The sequence below is a fragment of the Arsenicicoccus dermatophilus genome (assembly GCF_046267915.1).
Taxonomy (GTDB): Bacteria; Actinomycetota; Actinomycetes; order Actinomycetales; family Dermatophilaceae; genus Arsenicicoccus; species Arsenicicoccus dermatophilus_A.
Window position 1 is genome coordinate 746,104 of sequence record NZ_CP176520.1, and the last position, 17,346, is coordinate 763,449.

Below are 17,346 nucleotides of genomic sequence, written 5' to 3' on the forward strand. Positions count from 1 at the left end.
GGACACGCCCCGTCCGAGCCGCGGCCCGCGGACCCGCTCGACGCGTCGAAGGCGCAGACTGACCTAGGTCCCCGTCCCCCGGCCCCGAGGAGCCCGCCATGATGCCCCGCAAGGACATGCTGCTCGCCGGCGTCGTGGTCCTGATCTGGGGCGTGAACTTCGTGGCCGCCAAGCTCGCCATGGAGGTGATCCCGCCGCTGCTCCTCGCCGCGACGAGGTTCACCCTGGTCGCTCTGCCGGCGGTGTTCCTCGTGCGGCCGCCGGGCACCGGGTGGCGGGTGGTGGTGGGGGCGGGTCTGGCGATGGGCGCCGGGCAGTTCGGGCTGCTCTACACCGCCATGCAGCTGGGTATGCCGGCGGGCCTGGCCTCCCTGGTGCTGCAGGTGCAGTCGGTCTTCACGGTGGGTCTGGCCGCCCTGGTGCTGCGCGAGCTGCCCACCCGCTGGCAGGTCGCCGGCATCGCCCTGGGGGTGGCCGGGATGGCCCTCGTCGGCTGGCAGTTCATGGCCTCGGCGCCGCTGCTGCCCTTCCTGCTCACCGTGGCGGCGGCCGCCTCCTGGGGCGCCGGCAACGTGCTCACCCGTCGCTACCCGCCGCGGACCGGCTTCTCGCTCGTGGTCTGGTCGGCGCTGGTGGCCCCGGTCCCGCTGCTCGGGCTCTCGTTGTGGCTCGAGGGCTGGGAGCGGGACCGGCACGCGCTCACCCACCTGACGCCGATGTCGCTGGTGGGCCTGGCCTTCGTGACCTACCTCGCGTCGATGGCGGGCTACGGCCTGTGGAACATGCTGCTGTCCCGGCACGCGGCGTCGACGGTGGCGCCCTGGTCCATGTTCGTCCCCGTCGTGGGGACGGTGGCGGCCTACCTCTACAACGGCGAGACCCCCACGACCACGGGGCTCGTGGGGGCTGCGGTGATCATCGTGGGGGTCCTGATGGCGCTGGGTGTCATCGGCCCGCGGCGGGCGCCGCGACCGGACGCCCCGGACCGCGCGCACCCGCCCGTCGAGCCTGCCGGCCTGTGACCCGCCGCCGCACCCCCGAGGGTCACCGGAACATCGCCGTGTTGGCGGACTCGGTGTCGGCATACTGCACGCCCGCCTGCTGGAGCGTCCGGTTGATCGCGTCGAGGGACTCCCGGACCTGGCTCTGGGTGCCACGCCACTGGGCCATCACGCCCTGGAACCCGGCCGAGGCCGAGCCCTGCCAGGCGTCCTGCAACGCCGTGAGCCGACCCATCAGGGCCGCGACCTGCGACTCGATCTCCCCGGAGATGTGCCCGACGTCGACGGCTGCCGCCGCGATGCGCTCGGTGTCGACGGTGAAGGTAGCGCTCATGACCATGTCCTTGTCCGGTGGGTGCAGCCGACGAGGTGTCGGCCGCCTACCACTGTCCGGCAGAGCGGGGAACGGACCGCCCGGCCGTCCACAGGTCCCCAGCGTTCACCCGTCGGCGTGGGGACGGACACCGACAGTCACGGGCGATCCAGGGGCTGCGGCCCGCGGGATAGGTTGGGGTCCCAGCCCACCGGAGGAGCCCACCGCATGCGCCGACCGATGCTCCGCGCGACGACCCTCGTCACGTCGTCCCTGCTCGTGGTGACCGCCTGCGCCGGGACCGACGGCACGACCCCGAGCACCGGGTCGGCCACCTCCGGCATCTCCACGGCCACCGGGAGCGGGGCGGGCTCGCCGGCGCCCGCCCCGACCTCTCCGGACGGTGCGGCCCGCGACGGTGCGGCGCCCGGTGCGGTCCTGCGCGACGTGGACTACGTCGGCGACCGCTCCCGCTCGCACCGCCTCGACCTGCACCTACCGGCCACCCCGGGCGTCCACCCGCTGGTGGTGTTCGTGCACGGCGGTGCCTGGAGGACGGGCGACAAGGCGCTCCTGGACGGCACCGCCCACTCCATCGGCGTGGAGCACCTGCGGGACGTCCTGCTCGCCCAGGGCTACGCCGTCGCGTCGGTCAACTACCGGCTGACGGGCGAGGCCCACTTCCCCGCCCAGATCCACGACGTCAAGGCCGCGATCCGTCACCTGCGCGGGGAGGCACCCCGGCTGCGGCTCGACCCCGAGCGGATCGCCGTGATGGGCGAGTCCGCGGGCGGGCACCTCGCCCAGCTCGCCGGGCTGCTCGGGCCGACCCGGGCACGCGCAGGTGGCCCCGACCTGGAGGGCGCCCTCGGACGGTCCGGCGGGTCCAGCGCGGTCAAGGCCGTCGTCGCCCTGTACGGCGTGGCGGACCTGCCCCACCTGCTTGCCGACCGCACGGCAGCCGGCTGCCCGCCGTCCGACCTGGGCCCGGAGACCGCGCTCGTCGGGGTCGACCCCAGCACGCCGGCCGGAGCGGCACCCGGCACCCTCGCCAGCCCCCTGCACCACGTCCACCCGGGCGCACCGCCCATGCTCCTGCTGCACGGGCGCCAGGACTGCGTGGTGCCGATGGCCCAGTCGCAGCGGCTCGCGCAGGCCCTGACCCGGGCGGGCGTCCCGGCCCCCGTCGTCCTGGTCGACGCAGGTCACGCGGACCAGGCCTTCTACACCCGGCCCGACCTGCAGCGCCAGGTCGTGGCCTTCCTGCGCGCCCACCTCTGAGGGGCGCTGTCGACCGAGGCGGCCCGGGCCGGGACGCGGCCGCTCAGGCCTCGGCGAGACGGGCGATCTCGCGGTCCACCGCACGACGCGCGACGGGCTCCCAGGAGCGGCGTGCGTGCTCCGTGGCATAGAGGTGCTCCCGCTCGACGAGGACCCGCAGCCGGGCCGCGCGCTTCTCGGCATACGCCTCGTCGTGGGCGTGCTCGGCGGCCAGCTGGGCGCAGTGCTCGTCGAACCGCTGCTCCGGGGCCGCGAGGATCCACAGGTCCGCGTCCAGGAGCGCCGCGCGCGCCCGGTCCGCGCCGGGGGAGTGGTCCTCGGTGGCGGCCACGAGCTCGGCGACCTGCTCGATCACCGTCAGGTCGGCGCCCAGCCGGTCCAGGGACGCCACGGCCAGGGCGGCGCCGTCGTCGGGGCTCGCGATCGGGCCGCACGCGTGGTGGAACCACGCCGCCACCCGGCACAGCATTAGCTCCCGGTCGTCCATCTCCCCGACCGCCGCCAGCCGTCCCAGCGCCGCCAGGACCTCGGCGAGGTGGCGCAGCGTGCGATGGCTCCGGTCAGGGGTGAGCCACCTGTCGACCAGGTCCGTGGCCACCGACTCCAGCACGTGGTCGTCGGCGCCCGGCGAGAGCACCCGCAGGTCGGCGGCGCACGACGCCACGATGTCGTCCATGCCGGCCAGCGTGCCACACGAACCCGTCCGGTCCCAGGACGCCGTGGATCGGCCTGTCGACCTAGGCTCGATCCCATGATCCGCACCTCGCGTCGACACCCGGTCCTGGCCATCGTCCAGGCAGGCGGACAGGGCTCCCGCATGGACGTGCTCACCCGGGAGCGGGCCAAGCCGGCGCTGCCGTTCGGCGGGCACTACCAGCTGGTGGACTTCGCCCTGTCGTCGCTCGCCCACTCTGGGATCACCAGCGTCTGGCTCGGGGTGCAGTACCAGGCGAGCTCGCTGGCCCGGCACGTCGCCGGCGGTCGCCCCTGGGACCTGGACCGCACCGAGGGCGGACTCCAGTGGCTGGTGCCGGAGCAGGGGGCTGCGCACAGCGGCTTCTCCGAGGGCAACGCCGACGACCTGGTGCGACGGGTCGACGACATCCGGGCCGCTCGGCCCGAGGTCGTGCTGGTCCTGAGCGCGGACTCGGTCTTCGCCCTGGACCTCGCCGAGGTGGTCGAGGAGCATCGCCGCTCCGGTGCCGCCTGCACCGTGGTGACGGTGGACGTGTCCCCCGAGCAGGCCCGGGCCAAGGCGGCGGTCGTGGTCGACGAGGACGGCCGGATCACCGAGGTCGCCTACAAGTCCGAGCAGCCGCCGAGCACCACGATCGCGGCCGAGATCTTCGCCTACGACGCGGGCGCGCTGGTGACCGCCCTGGAGGCCCTGCGCGCCGAGGGAGCGGAGGCGGAGGGCTCGGGCCTGGGGGACTTCGGGCAGACCCTGCTCCCGTACCTCGTCGAGCAGGGGGAGGTGCGGGCCTACCCCCTGTCGGGATACTGGCGCGACCTCGGGACGCCCTCGGACTACCTGCTGGCCCACCGGGACCTGCTCGACGGGCAGGTGGACGCGCTGGAGCGGGCGGGCTGGCCGATCCTGAGCAGGTTCCCCGAGCTGCCGCCCGCCCGGGTCAGCCCGAGCGGCGAGGTGGACGACGGGCTGCTGAGCGCAGGCTGCGAGGTGCACGGCACGGTGCGCCGCAGCGTCCTGGGGCCGGGCGTCCACGTCGCCCAGGACGCGGTGGTGGAGGACAGCGTGATCTTCGCCCACGGCCGCGTGGAGGCCGGGGCCCGGGTGGCCTCGGCGATCGTGGACACCCACTGCGTCATCGGTGAGGGCGCCAAGGTGGGGCGGCTGCGTCCCCACCGCGCCCTCGAGGACGAGGAGGTCACGCTGCTGGGGCGTGAGTGCCACGTCGGGGCGGGTGTGGACCTGCCCGCCGGCACCCGGTTGGAGCCCGGCACCCACCTCTGACCTGTCCCGGTGGGTGAGAGGCCTACTCCTCCGGTACGCCGGACGCCAGCAGCGGTGGGAGCGGCTCGGCGTGGACCACCACGAGCCGGGACACCGCGCGGGTGAGCACGACGTAGAGCCGGCGCAAGCCCGTCCGCGCGTCCGGCTCCGCCGCGGCGATGCGGGACGGCTCGACCACCACCACGGCGTCGAACTCCAGGCCCTTGGCGACCGTCGCCGGCACCACGTCCACGCGGTGCGCCACGTCCCCGTGGTCGGCGCCGAGCACCCCGTGCTCGATCCCCGCGGCGGTGAGGGCGCCGGCGACGGTGGCGACCTGGTCGTCCGCCACGATCACCCCGAGGGAGCCCGGGCCGGCGAGCAGGTCACGCACCTGCTCGGCGACCCGGTCGGTCAGCTCCTGCGGTGCCGCCGCCACCACGGCGAGCCGGCCCGGGTCGGAGCGCACCGCCTCGGGGGCGGCCAGACCCGGGGCCATGGCGGGCAGCAGCCGCGCGGCGTACGCGATGACCGAGGCAGGCACCCGGAAGCCCCGCACCAGCTCGGTGACCTGCCCGTCGGGCTTGCCCAGGTGGGTCAGCGACTCGGCTCAGGACCCCGTCGCCCACGGCGTCGTCCCCTGCGCGATGTCGCCGAGCACCGTCGCCGCGCCCGTCGAGCAGCGCCGCCCGACGGCCCGCAGCTGCATGGGGGACAGGTCCTGGGCCTCGTCCAGCACCACGTGCCCCAGGCTGGGGGTGCGGGTGAGCAGACCCTCCACCTCGTCGACGAGGACCGCGTCGGCGGCCGTCCAGCGGGCGGCGCCGGGCGTGCGGGGTGCCTTGTCCCACAGCAGCATCCGATGCTCGTCCGCGGTGAGGATCCCGTCGGCGGCCGCGGCCAGCGCGTCGGGGTCCGACCAGAGCCGGTGCAGGACCGCGCGGGCGTCCAGCCGCGGCCAGATGCTCGCGGCATACCTCGTGACCGGGGTGGAGCGGCCCGACGACGAGGACGCCCTGGCGGCTGAGCCGCTCGCGGTAGGCGTACAGCAGCCAGGCCGCGCGGTGCAGACCGACCGCGGTCTTCCCGGTGCCGGGGGCGCCCTGGATGCAGACGGTCGTGCTGTCGTCGACGCGCAGCCCGTCAGGTCCTCGTCCTGGATCGCGGTGATCTGGCCGTGGTCGTGGCCGAAGCGACGCCGCAGCCGCACGCCCATCGGGTCGACGGGGGAGGCGAGGTGGTACGCCGTCGACACGGGGCCCGCCAGTCGATGACCATGGGGTCGCCCGACTCGTCGGAGACGTGCCGGCGCCCGACGTACAACCGGTCGCCCCTCGTGCACCGCGGCGGCAGCGGCGTCCAGGTCGAGCCGTCCGAAGAACAGCGCCGTCGTGGGGTCGTCCTCCAGGGAACGGGCCCGCTGCCACAGGGCGACCGCCAGCCGCTCCGCGGCGCGGGCCCGCACGAGGTATTCCTGCTGGGCGCCGAGGTCGCCGGTGTCGGGGGCAGAGGGCATGGCGGACCTCTTGCGCGGGTGGTGGGGGAACGTCCGAGGAAGCGCCGTCGGGCGGGTGCGGATCGTCGACCGCACCCGCCCGCCGGGCGAGAAGCTCTCCGCCGCGGGCTTGCCCCTCCTGGCGGCGGGGTCGTCCCGGTCCGCGCGGCCCGGCTCAGCTCTGGGACTTCAGGGCGAAGGTCACCTCGACGTCGCGGCGGGTCCCGTCCCGCAGGTAGGTCATCGTGACCTTGTCCCCGACCTTGCGCTCGCGGACCTGGGCCACCAGGGACTGCGAGCCGGTGATGGGTTCGCCGTCGATCGCGATGATCGCATCCTTGGGCCGGATGCCGGCGCGCTCGGCGGGGCCGCCGGGGACCACGGTGCCGATGACCGCGGCCACGCGCTGGCCGTCGCCGTCCTTGACCATGCCGGTCGCGGAGGTGACGCCCATGAAGGCGTGCTCGGCCTTGCCGTTCTTGATCAGCTGGTCGGCGATCGAGGTCACCTCGTTGACCGGGATCGCGAAGCCGATGCCGATGGACCCGCCCTGGCCGCCGGACGAGGAGCCCATCGACGCGATCGAGGAGTTGATGCCGACGAGCTGGCCGTCGGCGTTGACGAGGGCGCCGCCGGAGTTGCCGGGGTTGATCGGTGCCGAGGTCTGGATCGCGTTGGTGATCACCTCGTTGGCGCCCGACTGCTGCTGGCCCCCGAAGAGCCCGCCCATCGGGTCCTGCGGGGTCTCCTGGGTGGTGCGCACCGGGCGGTTCAGCGCGGAGACGATGCCGGTGGTGACGGTGCCGGACAGGCCGAGCGGGTTGCCGACGGCCATGACCGGCGCACCGACGGCGATCTTGTCGGAGTCGCCGATGGCGATGGGCCGCAGGTCCTTGACGCCGCCCTGCAGCTGGATCACGGCCAGGTCGGTGGAGGGGTCCAGGCCCACGATCTTGGCGCGGAAGGCCCGCTGGTCGGACAGGGTCACGACGATCTGCGGGTCGCTGCCGTTGCCGCCGACGACGTGGTTGTTGGTGACGATGTGGCCCTGCTGGTCCAGGATCACGCCGGAGCCCTCACCGCCGTTGCCGCCCGCGTCCGCCACCGAGATGGACACGACGCTGGGGGACACCGCGGCGGCGGTGGCCTTCCAGTTGGGGGCGTCGGCGTTGGCCTGCTGCAGGGGCGCCTGCGTGATGCGCGTCGAGCCGGCCGCGGGGCTCGGGGAGTGGGTGGTCACGGCGGAGGCGGCGCGTCGGTCGGTGTTGTGGGAGACCAGCGCCGCGGTGGTGCCGCTCGCCAGCAGCGCCGCGGCCAGGGCGGCCGTCGGCACCTGCCACCAGCCGCCGCGGCGGGGCGGTCGCGCGGACGGGCCCGCCGGGGTCGATCCGCCCGAGGCGTACGGCGCCCCCTGCGGGGGAGGGAGCACGGAGCCGGAGGTGGCGCCCGCACCCGCGGGCGTCCCGCCCGCAGCCGGCGCACCCGCGGCCGATCCACCCGCGGCCGACCCGGCCGCTGCCTGCGCGCCGACGGGGTGGGCGCCTGCGGCGTCGCCGGGCCGGCCAGGGGTCTGGGGCAGCTCGTGCGTGGTGGCGTGGCGGGGGATCTCCTGCGTGTGCTCGGCGGGGGCCGGCAGGCCCGGGCCGGTGTGGCCGGGGGTGGCCGGTCGGCCGGCCGTGGGCGAGTGCGGGTCGAGCGGCTCGGACATCGCTGGGCTCCTTCGGGGGTGGTGTCACGCAGGTTCTTCGGTCAACCTAGGGGATCGATGGGTGATTCCTGGGTCTGCGCCGTGGGGGTCGTGGTGGGGAGTCGGACGGTGAAGGTGGCACCGCCGTCCGGGGTCTGGTCGATCCACACCCGGCCGCCGTGGGCGCCGGTGATCGCCTGGACGATGGCCAGACCCAGGCCGGTGCCTCCCGCGTGCTCGGTCCGGCCGCGGGAGGGGTCGTCGCGGAAGAAGCGTTCGAAGACGCGCTCGACGAGCTCCGGCGCGATGCCGTCCCCGTGGTCGATCACCTGCAGCAGGGCGTGCTCGGGGTCGGGCCTCCCGACGGCGATCTCGACGGGGGTGCCGGCCGGGGTGTGGTTGACGGCGTTGCCGACCAGGTTGGTGATCAGCTGGCGCAGCTTGGCCTCGTCACCGCGCACCGGCACCGGCCCGAGCGGGCCGCCGACGCCCTGGAGCGTGATCGCCCGGTCCGGCGCGAGGGCGCGGGCGTCCTGCACCGCGTCGGCGGCGAGCACGGTCAGGTCCACGTCGGTCATGGTCATCGGCCGCTGCTCGTCCAGGCGGGCGAGGGCCAGGAGGTCCTCGACGAGCGCACCCATGCGGGTCGCCTCGTCCTCGATGCGGGTGAAGACCTGGTGCACGTGGTCCGGCTGCGTGACCGCGCCCTGGCGGTACAGCTCGGCATACCCTCGCACGGCCGCGAGCGGGGTCCGCAGCTCGTGGCTGGCGTCGGCGACGAACTGACGCATCCGCGCCTCGCTCGCCTCCACCCGCTGGAAGGACTCCTCGATGTGGCTCAGCATCCGGTTGATGGACAGGCCCAGGCTGGCGACCTCGTCGCGGGAGTCGCGGATCGGGACCCGTCGGGTCAGGTCGCCGCCCGCGATGACGGCGGCGGTGTCCTCGATCTGCCGCAGCGGCCGGAAGGCGCGGCGGATCACCAGCCACCCCAGCCCGATCAGGGTGGTCAGCGCGACCAGGCCCACGCCGAGGTTGAACAGCACGGCCTGGCTGGTGGTGCGCTCCACGCCGCGCAGCGACGCCGCCACGGCATACGTCCCGGACCCTCCGGTGAGGGTGCCCGCGATGACGTGCCAGTGCTTGGACCCGCCGTCCTTGGACGGCACCTCGAAGATCGTCCGGCTGGTGACCTGCGGCGAGGTCAGGGTCAGCGGGGGTATGTCGGGGCGCTCGGTCTCGGTCGGCGGGTGGAAGGCGATCTGCTGGTTGGAGCCGCGCAGGTAGATGTAGACGCCGTAGTTGGTGGGGAAGTTGTCGAGCTCGCGGTCGCGCAGCAGCGCGTCGATCGCGGCGTCGCGCAGCGGCACGGCGCTGGTGGCGAGCTCCTGGTCCAGCCGGGCCACGAGCTGCCGCTCGAGCAGCCAGGAGCTGGCCGCGGTCGTCAGGGTCAGCGCACCCGCCATCATCATCACGGTGATGAGCACCAGCCGGTGGGTCAGCGGCACCCGCTGCAGCGCCCGGCGCGCGGCCCCGCCCCACGCGGCGGGCGGTGCGATCACGAGATCTCGGGAGGCAGCCGCAGCACGTAGCCCACACCTCGCTTGGTGTGGATCAGCGGCGGGTCGATGGTGTCGACCTTGCGGCGCAGGTAGGAGATGTAGGACTCGACGATCCCGGCCTCGCCGCGGAAGTCGTAGTCCCAGACGTGGTCGAGGATCTGCGGCTTGGAGAGCACCCGGTTGGGGTTGAGCATGAGGTAGCGCAGCAGCTTGAACTCGGTGGGGGAGCAGTCGATGACCTTGCCCGCCCGGCGCACCTCGTGGGAGTCCTCGTTGAGCTCCAGGTCGTGGAAGACGATGGTGGAGTCCTGCGGCTCGTCGGTGCGGGTGCGGCGCAGCACGGCGCGGATGCGGGCCACGACCTCTTCGAGGCTGAACGGCTTGGTGATGTAGTCGTCGCCGCCGATCGTCAGGCCCTTGACGCGGTCGTCGACGGCGTCGCGGGCGGTGAGGAAGACGATCGGGACGTGGCGCCCGGCCTCGCGCAGCTTGGTGGTGACCGTGAAGCCGCTCATGTCCGGGAGCATCACGTCGAGCACGACCAGGTCCGGCTCGTGCTCCTCGGCGAGGATCAGCGCGGCCCCCCCGTCCCCGGCGGTGTAGACCTCGAAACCGGCGAATCGCAGGCTGGTGGCGAGGAGCTCACGGATGTTCGGCTGGTCCTCCACGACCAGCAGGCGGGCCTCGGGTGTGGTGCTCATGCCGACAGTATGACGACGGACACTGAAGGTTTGCTGGGAATCTGCTGCACGAGCTCGGGGTCTCAGCCCAGGTCGTCGGCGTTGACGATGGTGTAGGCGTAGCCCTGCTCGGCGAGGAAGCGCTGCCGGTGGGCGGCGAAGTCGGCGTCCACGGTGTCGCGGGTCACCACCGTGTAGAAGTGCGCGGCCCGGCCGTCGCCCTTGGGTCGCAGCACCCGACCGAGGCGCTGGGCCTCCTCCTGCCGCGACCCGAAGGTCCCCGACACCTGGATCGCCACGGACGCCTCGGGCAGGTCGATCGAGAAGTTCGCGACCTTGGAGACCACCAGCCGGGAGATCTCGCCGGTCCGGAAGGCGTCGAACAGTCGCTGCCGCTCGCGCACCGTGGTCTGCCCGGTGATCACCGCCGAGTCCAGGCGGGCGGCGAGGGACTCCAGCTGGTCGAGGTACTGCCCGATGACGAGGGTCGGCTCGCCGGCGTGGCGCTCGACGAGCCGCTCGACGACGCGCTCCTTGGCCTCCGCGCAGGACGCGAGCCGGTAGCGGTCGTCGGGCTCGGCGACGGCATAGGCCAGGCGCTCCGGGTCGGGCAGCGTCACCCGCACCTCGACGCAGTCGGCGGGCGCGATCCAGCCCTGGGCCTCGACGTCCTTCCACGGGGCGTCGTACCGCTTGGGTCCGATCAGGGAGAACACGTCGGACTCGCGCCCGTCCTCGCGCACCAGCGTCGCGGTCAGCCCCAGACGCCGTCGGGCCTGCAGGTCCGCGGTCATCCGGAAGATCGGCGCGGGCAGCAGGTGCACCTCGTCGTAGACCACGAGCCCCCAGTCGCGGGCGTCGAGCAGCTCCAGGTGCGCGAACACGCCCTTGCGCCTGGTCGTGAGCACCTGGTAGGTCGCGATGGTGACCGGCCGGATCTCCTTGCGGGCGCCGGAGTACTCCCCGATCTCGTCCACGGTCAGGGTGGTCCGCCGCACCAGCTCGTCGCGCCACTGCCGCGCGGAGACGGTGTTGGTGACCAGGATCAAGGTGGTGGCCCGCGCCCTGGCCATCGCAGCGGCGCCGACCAGGGTCTTGCCGGCGCCGCAGGGCAGCACCACGACCCCGGACCCGCCGTGCCAGAAGCCGTCGACCGCCTGCTGCTGGTAGGGACGCAGCGACCAGCCGTCCTCGACCAGGTCGATGGGGTGCGCCTCGCCGTCGACATACCCCGCGAGGTCCTCGGCCGGCCATCCGACCTTGAGCAGCTCCTGCTTGAGGTGGCCGCGCTCGGAGGGGTGCACCACCACGGTGTCGTCGTCGACCGGGGCGCCGACCAGCGGGCGGATCTTCTCGTGCCGCAGCACCTCCGCCAGGACGGCTCGGTCGGTGGTGCGCAGGACCAGGCCGTGGGTGAGGTGCTTGTCCAGGGTCAGCCGGCCGTAGCGGTCCATCGTGTCGGCCACGTCCACGAGCAGGCTGTGGGGGACGGCATACCGGCTGTGCGTGACGAGCGCGTCGACGACCTGCTCGGCGTCGTGACCGGCGGCGCGTGCGTTCCACAGGCCGAGCGGCGTGACGCGATAGGTGTGGACGTGCTCCGGCGCCCGTTCCAGCTCGGCGAACGGTGCGATCGCCCGCCGGGCCGCCTCGGCGTCGGGGTGGTCGACCTCGAGCAGGAGGGTCTTGTCGCTCTGGACGATCAGGGGGCCGTCGGGCACGCGGGGCTCCTCGGTGGTCGGGCGGGGGTAGGCCGGAAGGCGACCGGGGTCGCCCTCCGCCCCACGCTGCCACACGCGACGGACTTCCCGCGGCTGTCGCGCCGGTGCCGAGGCGGGGTCGCCGTCCGGGTGGCCGCCCGCCCGCCGTGGGGCAGGATGGGAGCAGATCCTCGACCGACGACGTTCAGGAGTGACATGCGCAAGCCCCAGCTCGAGCCCATGAGCGGCGCCCCCGACCGGGTCACGATCTACGAGGTCGGCGCCCGCGACGGCCTGCAGAACGAGAAGTCGCTCGTGCCCGTCGAGGTCAAGGCGGAGTTCGTGCGCCGGCTGCTCGGCGCCGGCCTGGAGACCGTCGAGATCACGAGCTTCGTGTCGCCGCGGTGGGTCCCGCAGCTCGCGGACGCCGCCGAGCTCGTCTCCTCCCTCGGCGAGCTCGCCCTCGGCACCCACCGCCCGGTGCTCGTCCCCAACGAGAAGGGCCTGGACCGCGCGCTCGACCTGGGCGTCTCCTCGGTCGCGATCTTCGGGTCGGCCACCGAGACCTTCGCCGCCCGCAACCTCAGCTCCACGGTGCTGGACCAGTTCACGATGTTCGAGCCGGTCGCCAAGCGAGCCAAGGACGACGGCCTGTGGCTGCGCGCCTATGTCTCGATGTGCTTCGGCGACCCCTGGGAGGGGGACGTGCCCGTCGACCAGGTCGCCGACGTGTGCCGTCGGATGATGGACCTCGGCGCCGACCAGCTCTCCCTGGGCGACACCATCGGCGTCGCCACCCCCGGGCACGTGGGGCGCCTGCTGGAGGCGCTGGACGCCCGCGGGATCGCCACCGACCAGATCGCCGTGCACTTCCACGACACCTACGGCCAGGCGCTCGCCAACGCGCTGGAGGCGATCCGGCTCGGCGTGCGGACGATCGACGCGTCGGCAGGCGGCCTGGGCGGGTGCCCCTATGCCAGGTCGGCCACCGGCAACCTGGCCACCGAGGACCTGGTGTGGGCGCTGCACGGCATGGGCGTCGAGACCGGCGTCGACCTGGAGCGTCTGGTGGCGACCTCGGTGTGGATGAGCGAGCAGCTCGGCCGTCCCTCCCCGTCGCGCGTGGTCAAGGCCCTCTCGGGTGAGTAGCCCGGGGCCGGGTGGGGCGGCTCGAGCGGCCGTGCGGCATCGGCATGCTGGAGGCGTGTCAGGACGCGCCGTGATCACCGGGCTGGACGCGCTCGGCCCCGCCCAGAGCCGGCTGGTCGAGGGCTGGCTCGGCGCAGGGGCCGTCCTGGCCGACCACTCGTGGGGCCAGACGGACACCGTCGTGCCGGAGGTGCAGACCAGGCACGGCCGGTATGTCGTCAAGGCCGGCGGCCCCACGAACGGCCACCTCGCCCGCGAGATCCGCGGCCACCGCGAGTGGACCCGTCCGTGGCTCGCGACCGGGCAGGTCGCCCGTCTGGTGGCCGCCGACGAGCAGGCGCAGGTCCTCGTCACGACCTGGCTGCCCGGGCACCTGGTGGAGGGCACCGCTGCCCAGGACGACCCCGAGACCTACCGGCAGGCCGGACGACTCATCGCGGCGTTCCACGGCCGGTCGGCCACGGTCGACCCCGGGTGGAACGACCGTCTGCGAGATCGCGCCCTGCGCTTCCTGGCGATGCCGCACCGCATCGGCGCCGCCCTCGTCGAGCTGGTCCGGGCCGACCTGCGCCCGCCCGAGGAGGACCTGATCCGGCTCTCGCGGCAGGACTTCCTGCGCGACCCACGGCTCGAGGCCGCCTTCCTCGAGGGCTACGGGAAGGACCCGCGGGACCCCGCGACGTGGCGACGGATGAACGTCGTCGAGGCGGTCGGGACCGCGGCCCGGGCCTTCGACGTCGCGGACCAGGCCTTCGAGGCGGTCGGCCACGCCCACCTCGCCCGGCTCCATCCCGCCTGACCGGACCCGGCGCGCCCCGCCTCGCTGGAGGGGGACGCACCGGGAGGGGTGAGTGATCGGGTCAGCGGCGGGTGTCGATGGCGGGGAGGGTGGCCTTCTGGACCTGGCGCAGGTCGCCGGCCCGGGTCAGGGCCCAGACGGTGGTGCCGGTGGGCTCGGCGGCGATGGACGAGGTGGTGTCCCCGGGGTCTCCGGCGACGGGGGTGGGGGTAGCGCCGGGCGCGGCATACGCGAAACCGCCCTCCACTCGCCGGAGGACCGTGCCCTCGCGGTCCGTGGTGGCTGCGGTGTCGCGCCCACCGAGGACGTCGCGGCCGTCCGCGAGCCGGGTGGCTGCCGAGACGGCCCACGGGGGCGCGGGACAGTCGGTGCCGGAGGAGCGCCGGCACAGACCGGTCTCGGTCCTGCTGCCGGTCGAGTCGCTCGCCAGACGGCTTCCCCACCCGACGACCTCCGTCGGCCCCTGGGCGGTGAACCCGGCCGGGGTGTCGAGGACCGTGCGATACCGGAGCCCGAAGGCCAGGAGCGGGGTTGCCGGGGACGTGGACAGGTCCTGAACCACGGGATGGCCGCTCACCTGCCGGGTCGTCGAGAGCACGTGGCCCTGCACCGCCAAGGCGAGGTAGGGAGCCGCCACCCCGCCCGGTGCCGGGTTGGCGCCGTCGAAGGTCGTGGCCCTGCCCTGCCAGGTCCCATCGGCATACCGCGTGACCATGAGCGACTGGGACGCGGTGCTTCCCGCCGGGACGGCTCCCTGGGTCGGGGTGCCGATGACGACGGGGGTGCCGTGGGCGGAGGTGAGGGCCATCGAGCGCATCGTCTCCACCGTCGTCGGCAGGGACAGGCGGGTCCACCGCCGGCCGTCGTGCTGCCACAGGCTGGGCTTCTCTCCGACGCCCATCACGAAGGTCTTGCCGTCGCTCGCCGCGATCCGGACGTCCTGCGCGGTCGCGTCGAGGGTGGTGGTGGTCCAGCTGCGGCCGGTGGCGGTGGCGACCACGAGCGGCCCCTCGGAGGTGGCGTCGGCGCGGCGGATCCCGGCGACCGCGGACTGGCCGGCCGCCGGGGAGGCGATCCGCAGGGCGTCGAAGTCGAGGGTGGTGACGGGTGCGAAGCCGCCGGCATGGTGGCCGGGAGCGGGCGTCACGCGGTGGGCCGCCGTGGCGGTGCCCGGCGCGACGGTCATGGTGGCCGCGAGCGCGGTGGCGCAGGCGAGCACACGGGTGCGAGTGTTCATGAATCCCCCTGGTGTGATGGCGCATCGGTGCGCCCGACCATCACAGCCGGAGTTCGATCCGTGACGCCATGGCCGACTCGCGCCATCCGGGGATGGCCCTGAAGAGGGGTTGCCGAGCTCACCCGATGGATGCTCAGGACGCGCTCCACCTCGCTCGTCCCCACCGTCCCGTAGGCCCGGCCCGCCTCGACCCGCCGAGGGGTGAACAGCAGCGGCGTGGCCTCGCCGTCCGCCCCGACATACGACACCTGCACCGGTCGGCGGTCCTCCGCCGCGTCCCGCAGCAGGGCCAGGACGACCGCGGGATCTGTCGCCTCCGTGGGGACCCCGTCGCGGGTCTGGTCGGTGCCCACCTGACCGGAGCGCAGGGCCGCCACCACGCCCCGGGCGTGCTCCTCGTCGACCACGGCCGTCAGGGTCGGGCCGTCACCCCTGCTGCGGGCCGGCACACGCCGGGCCGCAGCCCGCGGCACGGTGACCACCCCGTCCTCGCTCTCCGCGGCGGGCGCAAAACCGTGGTCGCGCAGAGCGGCCAGCACCCGGTCGCCGGACGCCGCGCTCACCAGCACCGTGGGCGCGATCCGCCGCAGCCGCAGCGTGGCCAGGGCGGGCGAGGCCAGCATCGCGTCCACCGTCACCGGGTCGTCGCAGCGCAGGTATGACGACGCGGGCCCCACCCGGGTGCGCCCGTGCCGGCGGGCGACGTCCTGGACCAGGTAGGCGAGGGGCTGTGGGACCGGGGTGGCGCTCGCGGCCCGCAGCTGGTCGAGCAACTCGTCCGGGGTGAGCCCGCCGTCGAGGGCCCGGCGCACCGAGGCCTCGCCGAACCGGAACACCGTTGCCCCACCGCGGGACTCGACGTCCGCGGCGGCCCGGAGCAGGCGGGCGAGCTCGCCCTCGACCCGGCCGGGCGCGACGGCGGTCAGGTCGGCCTGCAGCAGGATCTCGGTGACGGGGGCAGGCAGGTGCGGCGCCATGGCCGCAGCGGACGCGGCGGGGTCGTCGGGGTGGTCCAGCAGGGCCCGACCCGCGGCCGCGAGGGCGCCGCGCCCGGTGACGCCCAGCCACTCGGCCTCGCGCACCACGGCGGCCACGACCTGCACCCCGTCGGCGAGCCGCCGCAGCGGACGCCGCCAGGCGAGCAGGGCGACGAGCCCGTCCGGGGCGACGGCGGTGCCGGGGCCCGCGTCCGCGAGCGCAGCCAGGACGTCGGCCCGGACGGTGCGGATGACGGGCCACCGCACGTCCGGGCCGAGGGCGTTGGTGACCGAGCGGGCGCCCGGCCGGGTCTGGCCGACCAGGTGCGGGGCGCGCGTGGACGCTAGCCAGGCTGCAGCGAGGGTCGCCCACCGGTCCTGCGGCGGGCGGGTGGCCCACTCGTCGAGCAGGGAGGTGGGCACCCAGGCGGGGTCGAGGGCGCCGTCGTCCGCGAGCAGCCCTGCGGCGTGGGCGATCTCGACGACGAAGGCCGCCCGCTCGGGCGTCACGTCCAGGGCGCGCGCGAGGCCCTGCAGGTCGCGCACCGACAGGCCGCCCGCCCGCAGCACCCGCGGCGGCTCGGCCTCCCACCGGTGGGCGAGCTCGTCGACCTGGGCGAGCAGCTCGGAGGCGGCGCCTCCCGCGGCGAGGTCCACCACCGCCCCGGGCCGGCTGGTCGTGGGCACGGCGGGCGGCAGCAGCGCCGGCTCCGCGAGCAGCCGTCCGCCACGCAGGTGCAGAGCCATCTCGCGGGGCAGGACAAGCTGGTCCTCGCCCCACGGCACCAGCAGCCGCCGGTCGAGCAGGGCCCGCACGTCGGCGCTGGCCAGCGCGCGCTCGTCGGCCGCCAGCGCGCCCGGCCCCCACGCGAGCCGCTCCAGCACGGCGCGGGCCCCGGCGGGCACCGAGGCCACCTCCGCCGCCAGGGACTGCGGCGTGCGCACCGAGGCGGGCACGGCGACGAGCAGGGTGGCCAGGCCGGGCCAGAGCCCCCCGGGGCGCGGACCCAGCAGGTCACCGACGGTGCGGGTCACCGCCAGGTCCGCACCGGAGCGCCATACGAGCGCCGCCGTCTCCAGATCGGCCAGGGCCCGGTCCAGGGCCTGGCGCTCCGGCCCGGACCCGGCTCCGAGCCAGCGGGCCGCTTGCGTCACGTCTGCGGGGGAGCCGGTGGCGAGCAGCGCCTCCAGGAGCTGCAGGCGCCCGGCGTCCAGGCCCTCCAGGGCCCGCTGCGTGGAGGCCCGGGTGCCGGCGCGGGCCGCGAGCGCGGTCAGGTCCGCCGGAGCGGGGCGCGCGAGATCGGGACGGGCGAGCAGCAGCGCGACCAGCTCCTCCTCGGAGCGGCCCCGCAGGTCGTCGGCCAGGCTACGGGGACGGCGGGGCCCGTCGTCGGTGCGCTCAGGGACAGGGGTCACCGCACCACGGTACGTGCCGGGACTCGGCCACCTGGCGCTCGTGGGGCGAGGGCGACCGCTCGACGCCGAGGGCGTGTCATGTGTTGCCTCGGTCA

15 protein-coding genes are annotated in these 17,346 nt (G+C 74.8%); 5 read left to right on the plus strand and 10 right to left on the minus strand.

Annotated elements, in window-relative coordinates:
- Window positions 1-98 precede the first annotated feature (98 nt).
- On the plus strand, window positions 99-1,022 hold the full coding sequence (locus ACK2IS_RS03865; RefSeq protein ID WP_409484837.1) for an EamA family transporter: 924 nt from the start codon (window positions 99-101) through the stop codon (window positions 1,020-1,022).
- 22 nt (window positions 1,023-1,044) lie between these two features.
- Here the strand turns inward: ACK2IS_RS03865 and ACK2IS_RS03870 are convergent, their stop codons facing one another.
- Window positions 1,045-1,335: a WXG100 family type VII secretion target gene (locus ACK2IS_RS03870; protein ID WP_241450989.1), complete on the minus strand. Its 291-nt coding sequence runs from the start codon at window positions 1,333-1,335 to the stop codon at window positions 1,045-1,047.
- 207 nt (window positions 1,336-1,542) lie between these two features.
- Between ACK2IS_RS03870 and ACK2IS_RS03875 the strand changes: the two genes are divergently transcribed.
- Window positions 1,543-2,595 (plus strand): alpha/beta hydrolase fold domain-containing protein, encoded by a 1,053-nt coding sequence (locus ACK2IS_RS03875; RefSeq protein WP_409484838.1) that lies wholly within the window; start codon window positions 1,543-1,545, stop codon window positions 2,593-2,595.
- Window positions 2,596-2,638: 43 nt separating this feature from the next.
- On the opposite strand, the gene ACK2IS_RS03880 is transcribed toward ACK2IS_RS03875, so the two are convergent.
- Window positions 2,639-3,271 carry a hypothetical protein gene (locus ACK2IS_RS03880; RefSeq protein ID WP_409484839.1) on the minus strand — a complete coding sequence of 211 codons (633 nt, stop codon included), beginning with the start codon at window positions 3,269-3,271 and terminating at the stop codon, window positions 2,639-2,641.
- A gap of 75 nt (window positions 3,272-3,346) precedes the next feature.
- Here ACK2IS_RS03880 and ACK2IS_RS03885 point away from each other — a divergent pair, with 75 nt between their 5' ends.
- On the plus strand, window positions 3,347-4,570 hold the full coding sequence (locus ACK2IS_RS03885; protein ID WP_409484840.1) for a glucose-1-phosphate adenylyltransferase family protein: 1,224 nt from the start codon (window positions 3,347-3,349) through the stop codon (window positions 4,568-4,570).
- A 22-nt stretch (window positions 4,571-4,592) separates the two neighbouring features.
- Here ACK2IS_RS03885 and ACK2IS_RS03890 read toward each other — a convergent pair whose 3' ends face one another.
- The 6 genes from ACK2IS_RS03890 to ACK2IS_RS03915 form a co-directional block, all read right to left on the minus strand.
- Window positions 4,593-5,093 carry an ATP-binding domain-containing protein gene (locus ACK2IS_RS03890; protein ID WP_409484841.1) on the minus strand — a complete coding sequence of 167 codons (501 nt, stop codon included), beginning with the start codon at window positions 5,091-5,093 and terminating at the stop codon, window positions 4,593-4,595.
- Window positions 5,094-5,159: 66 nt separating this feature from the next.
- A complete protein-coding gene (locus ACK2IS_RS03895; RefSeq protein ID WP_409484842.1) occupies window positions 5,160-6,065 on the minus strand; it encodes a hypothetical protein in 906 nt (301 codons plus the stop codon).
- Between the two features lie 154 nt (window positions 6,066-6,219).
- Window positions 6,220-7,752 (minus strand): S1C family serine protease, encoded by a 1,533-nt coding sequence (locus tag ACK2IS_RS03900; RefSeq protein WP_409484843.1) that lies wholly within the window; start codon window positions 7,750-7,752, stop codon window positions 6,220-6,222.
- 41 nt (window positions 7,753-7,793) lie between these two features.
- On the minus strand, window positions 7,794-9,293 hold the full coding sequence (locus ACK2IS_RS03905; protein ID WP_409484844.1) for an ATP-binding protein: 1,500 nt from the start codon (window positions 9,291-9,293) through the stop codon (window positions 7,794-7,796).
- On the minus strand, window positions 9,290-9,994 hold the full coding sequence (locus ACK2IS_RS03910; RefSeq protein ID WP_409484845.1) for a response regulator transcription factor: 705 nt from the start codon (window positions 9,992-9,994) through the stop codon (window positions 9,290-9,292). Before ACK2IS_RS03910 ends, ACK2IS_RS03905 begins: the two co-directional genes overlap by 4 nt.
- Window positions 9,995-10,056: 62 nt before the next feature.
- Window positions 10,057-11,694 carry a DNA repair helicase XPB gene (locus ACK2IS_RS03915; RefSeq protein WP_409484846.1) on the minus strand — a complete coding sequence of 546 codons (1,638 nt, stop codon included), beginning with the start codon at window positions 11,692-11,694 and terminating at the stop codon, window positions 10,057-10,059.
- 195 nt (window positions 11,695-11,889) lie between these two features.
- Here ACK2IS_RS03915 and ACK2IS_RS03920 point away from each other — a divergent pair, with 195 nt between their 5' ends.
- Window positions 11,890-12,822, plus strand: coding sequence for a hydroxymethylglutaryl-CoA lyase (locus ACK2IS_RS03920; RefSeq protein ID WP_409484847.1), 933 nt, complete (start codon window positions 11,890-11,892; stop codon window positions 12,820-12,822).
- A 55-nt stretch (window positions 12,823-12,877) separates the two neighbouring features.
- Entirely contained in the window at window positions 12,878-13,621 is a 744-nt protein-coding gene (locus ACK2IS_RS03925) for an aminoglycoside phosphotransferase family protein (protein ID WP_409484848.1), read from the plus strand.
- A 61-nt stretch (window positions 13,622-13,682) separates the two neighbouring features.
- On the opposite strand, the gene ACK2IS_RS03930 is transcribed toward ACK2IS_RS03925, so the two are convergent.
- Together ACK2IS_RS03930 and ACK2IS_RS03935 are read right to left on the minus strand one after the other, a co-directional pair.
- Window positions 13,683-14,858 carry a hypothetical protein gene (locus ACK2IS_RS03930; protein WP_409484849.1) on the minus strand — a complete coding sequence of 392 codons (1,176 nt, stop codon included), beginning with the start codon at window positions 14,856-14,858 and terminating at the stop codon, window positions 13,683-13,685.
- Window positions 14,855-17,251, minus strand: coding sequence for a helicase-associated domain-containing protein (locus ACK2IS_RS03935; RefSeq protein ID WP_409484850.1), 2,397 nt, complete (start codon window positions 17,249-17,251; stop codon window positions 14,855-14,857). The genes ACK2IS_RS03930 and ACK2IS_RS03935 overlap by 4 nt, the downstream gene beginning before the upstream one ends.
- Window positions 17,252-17,346 lie beyond the last annotated feature (95 nt).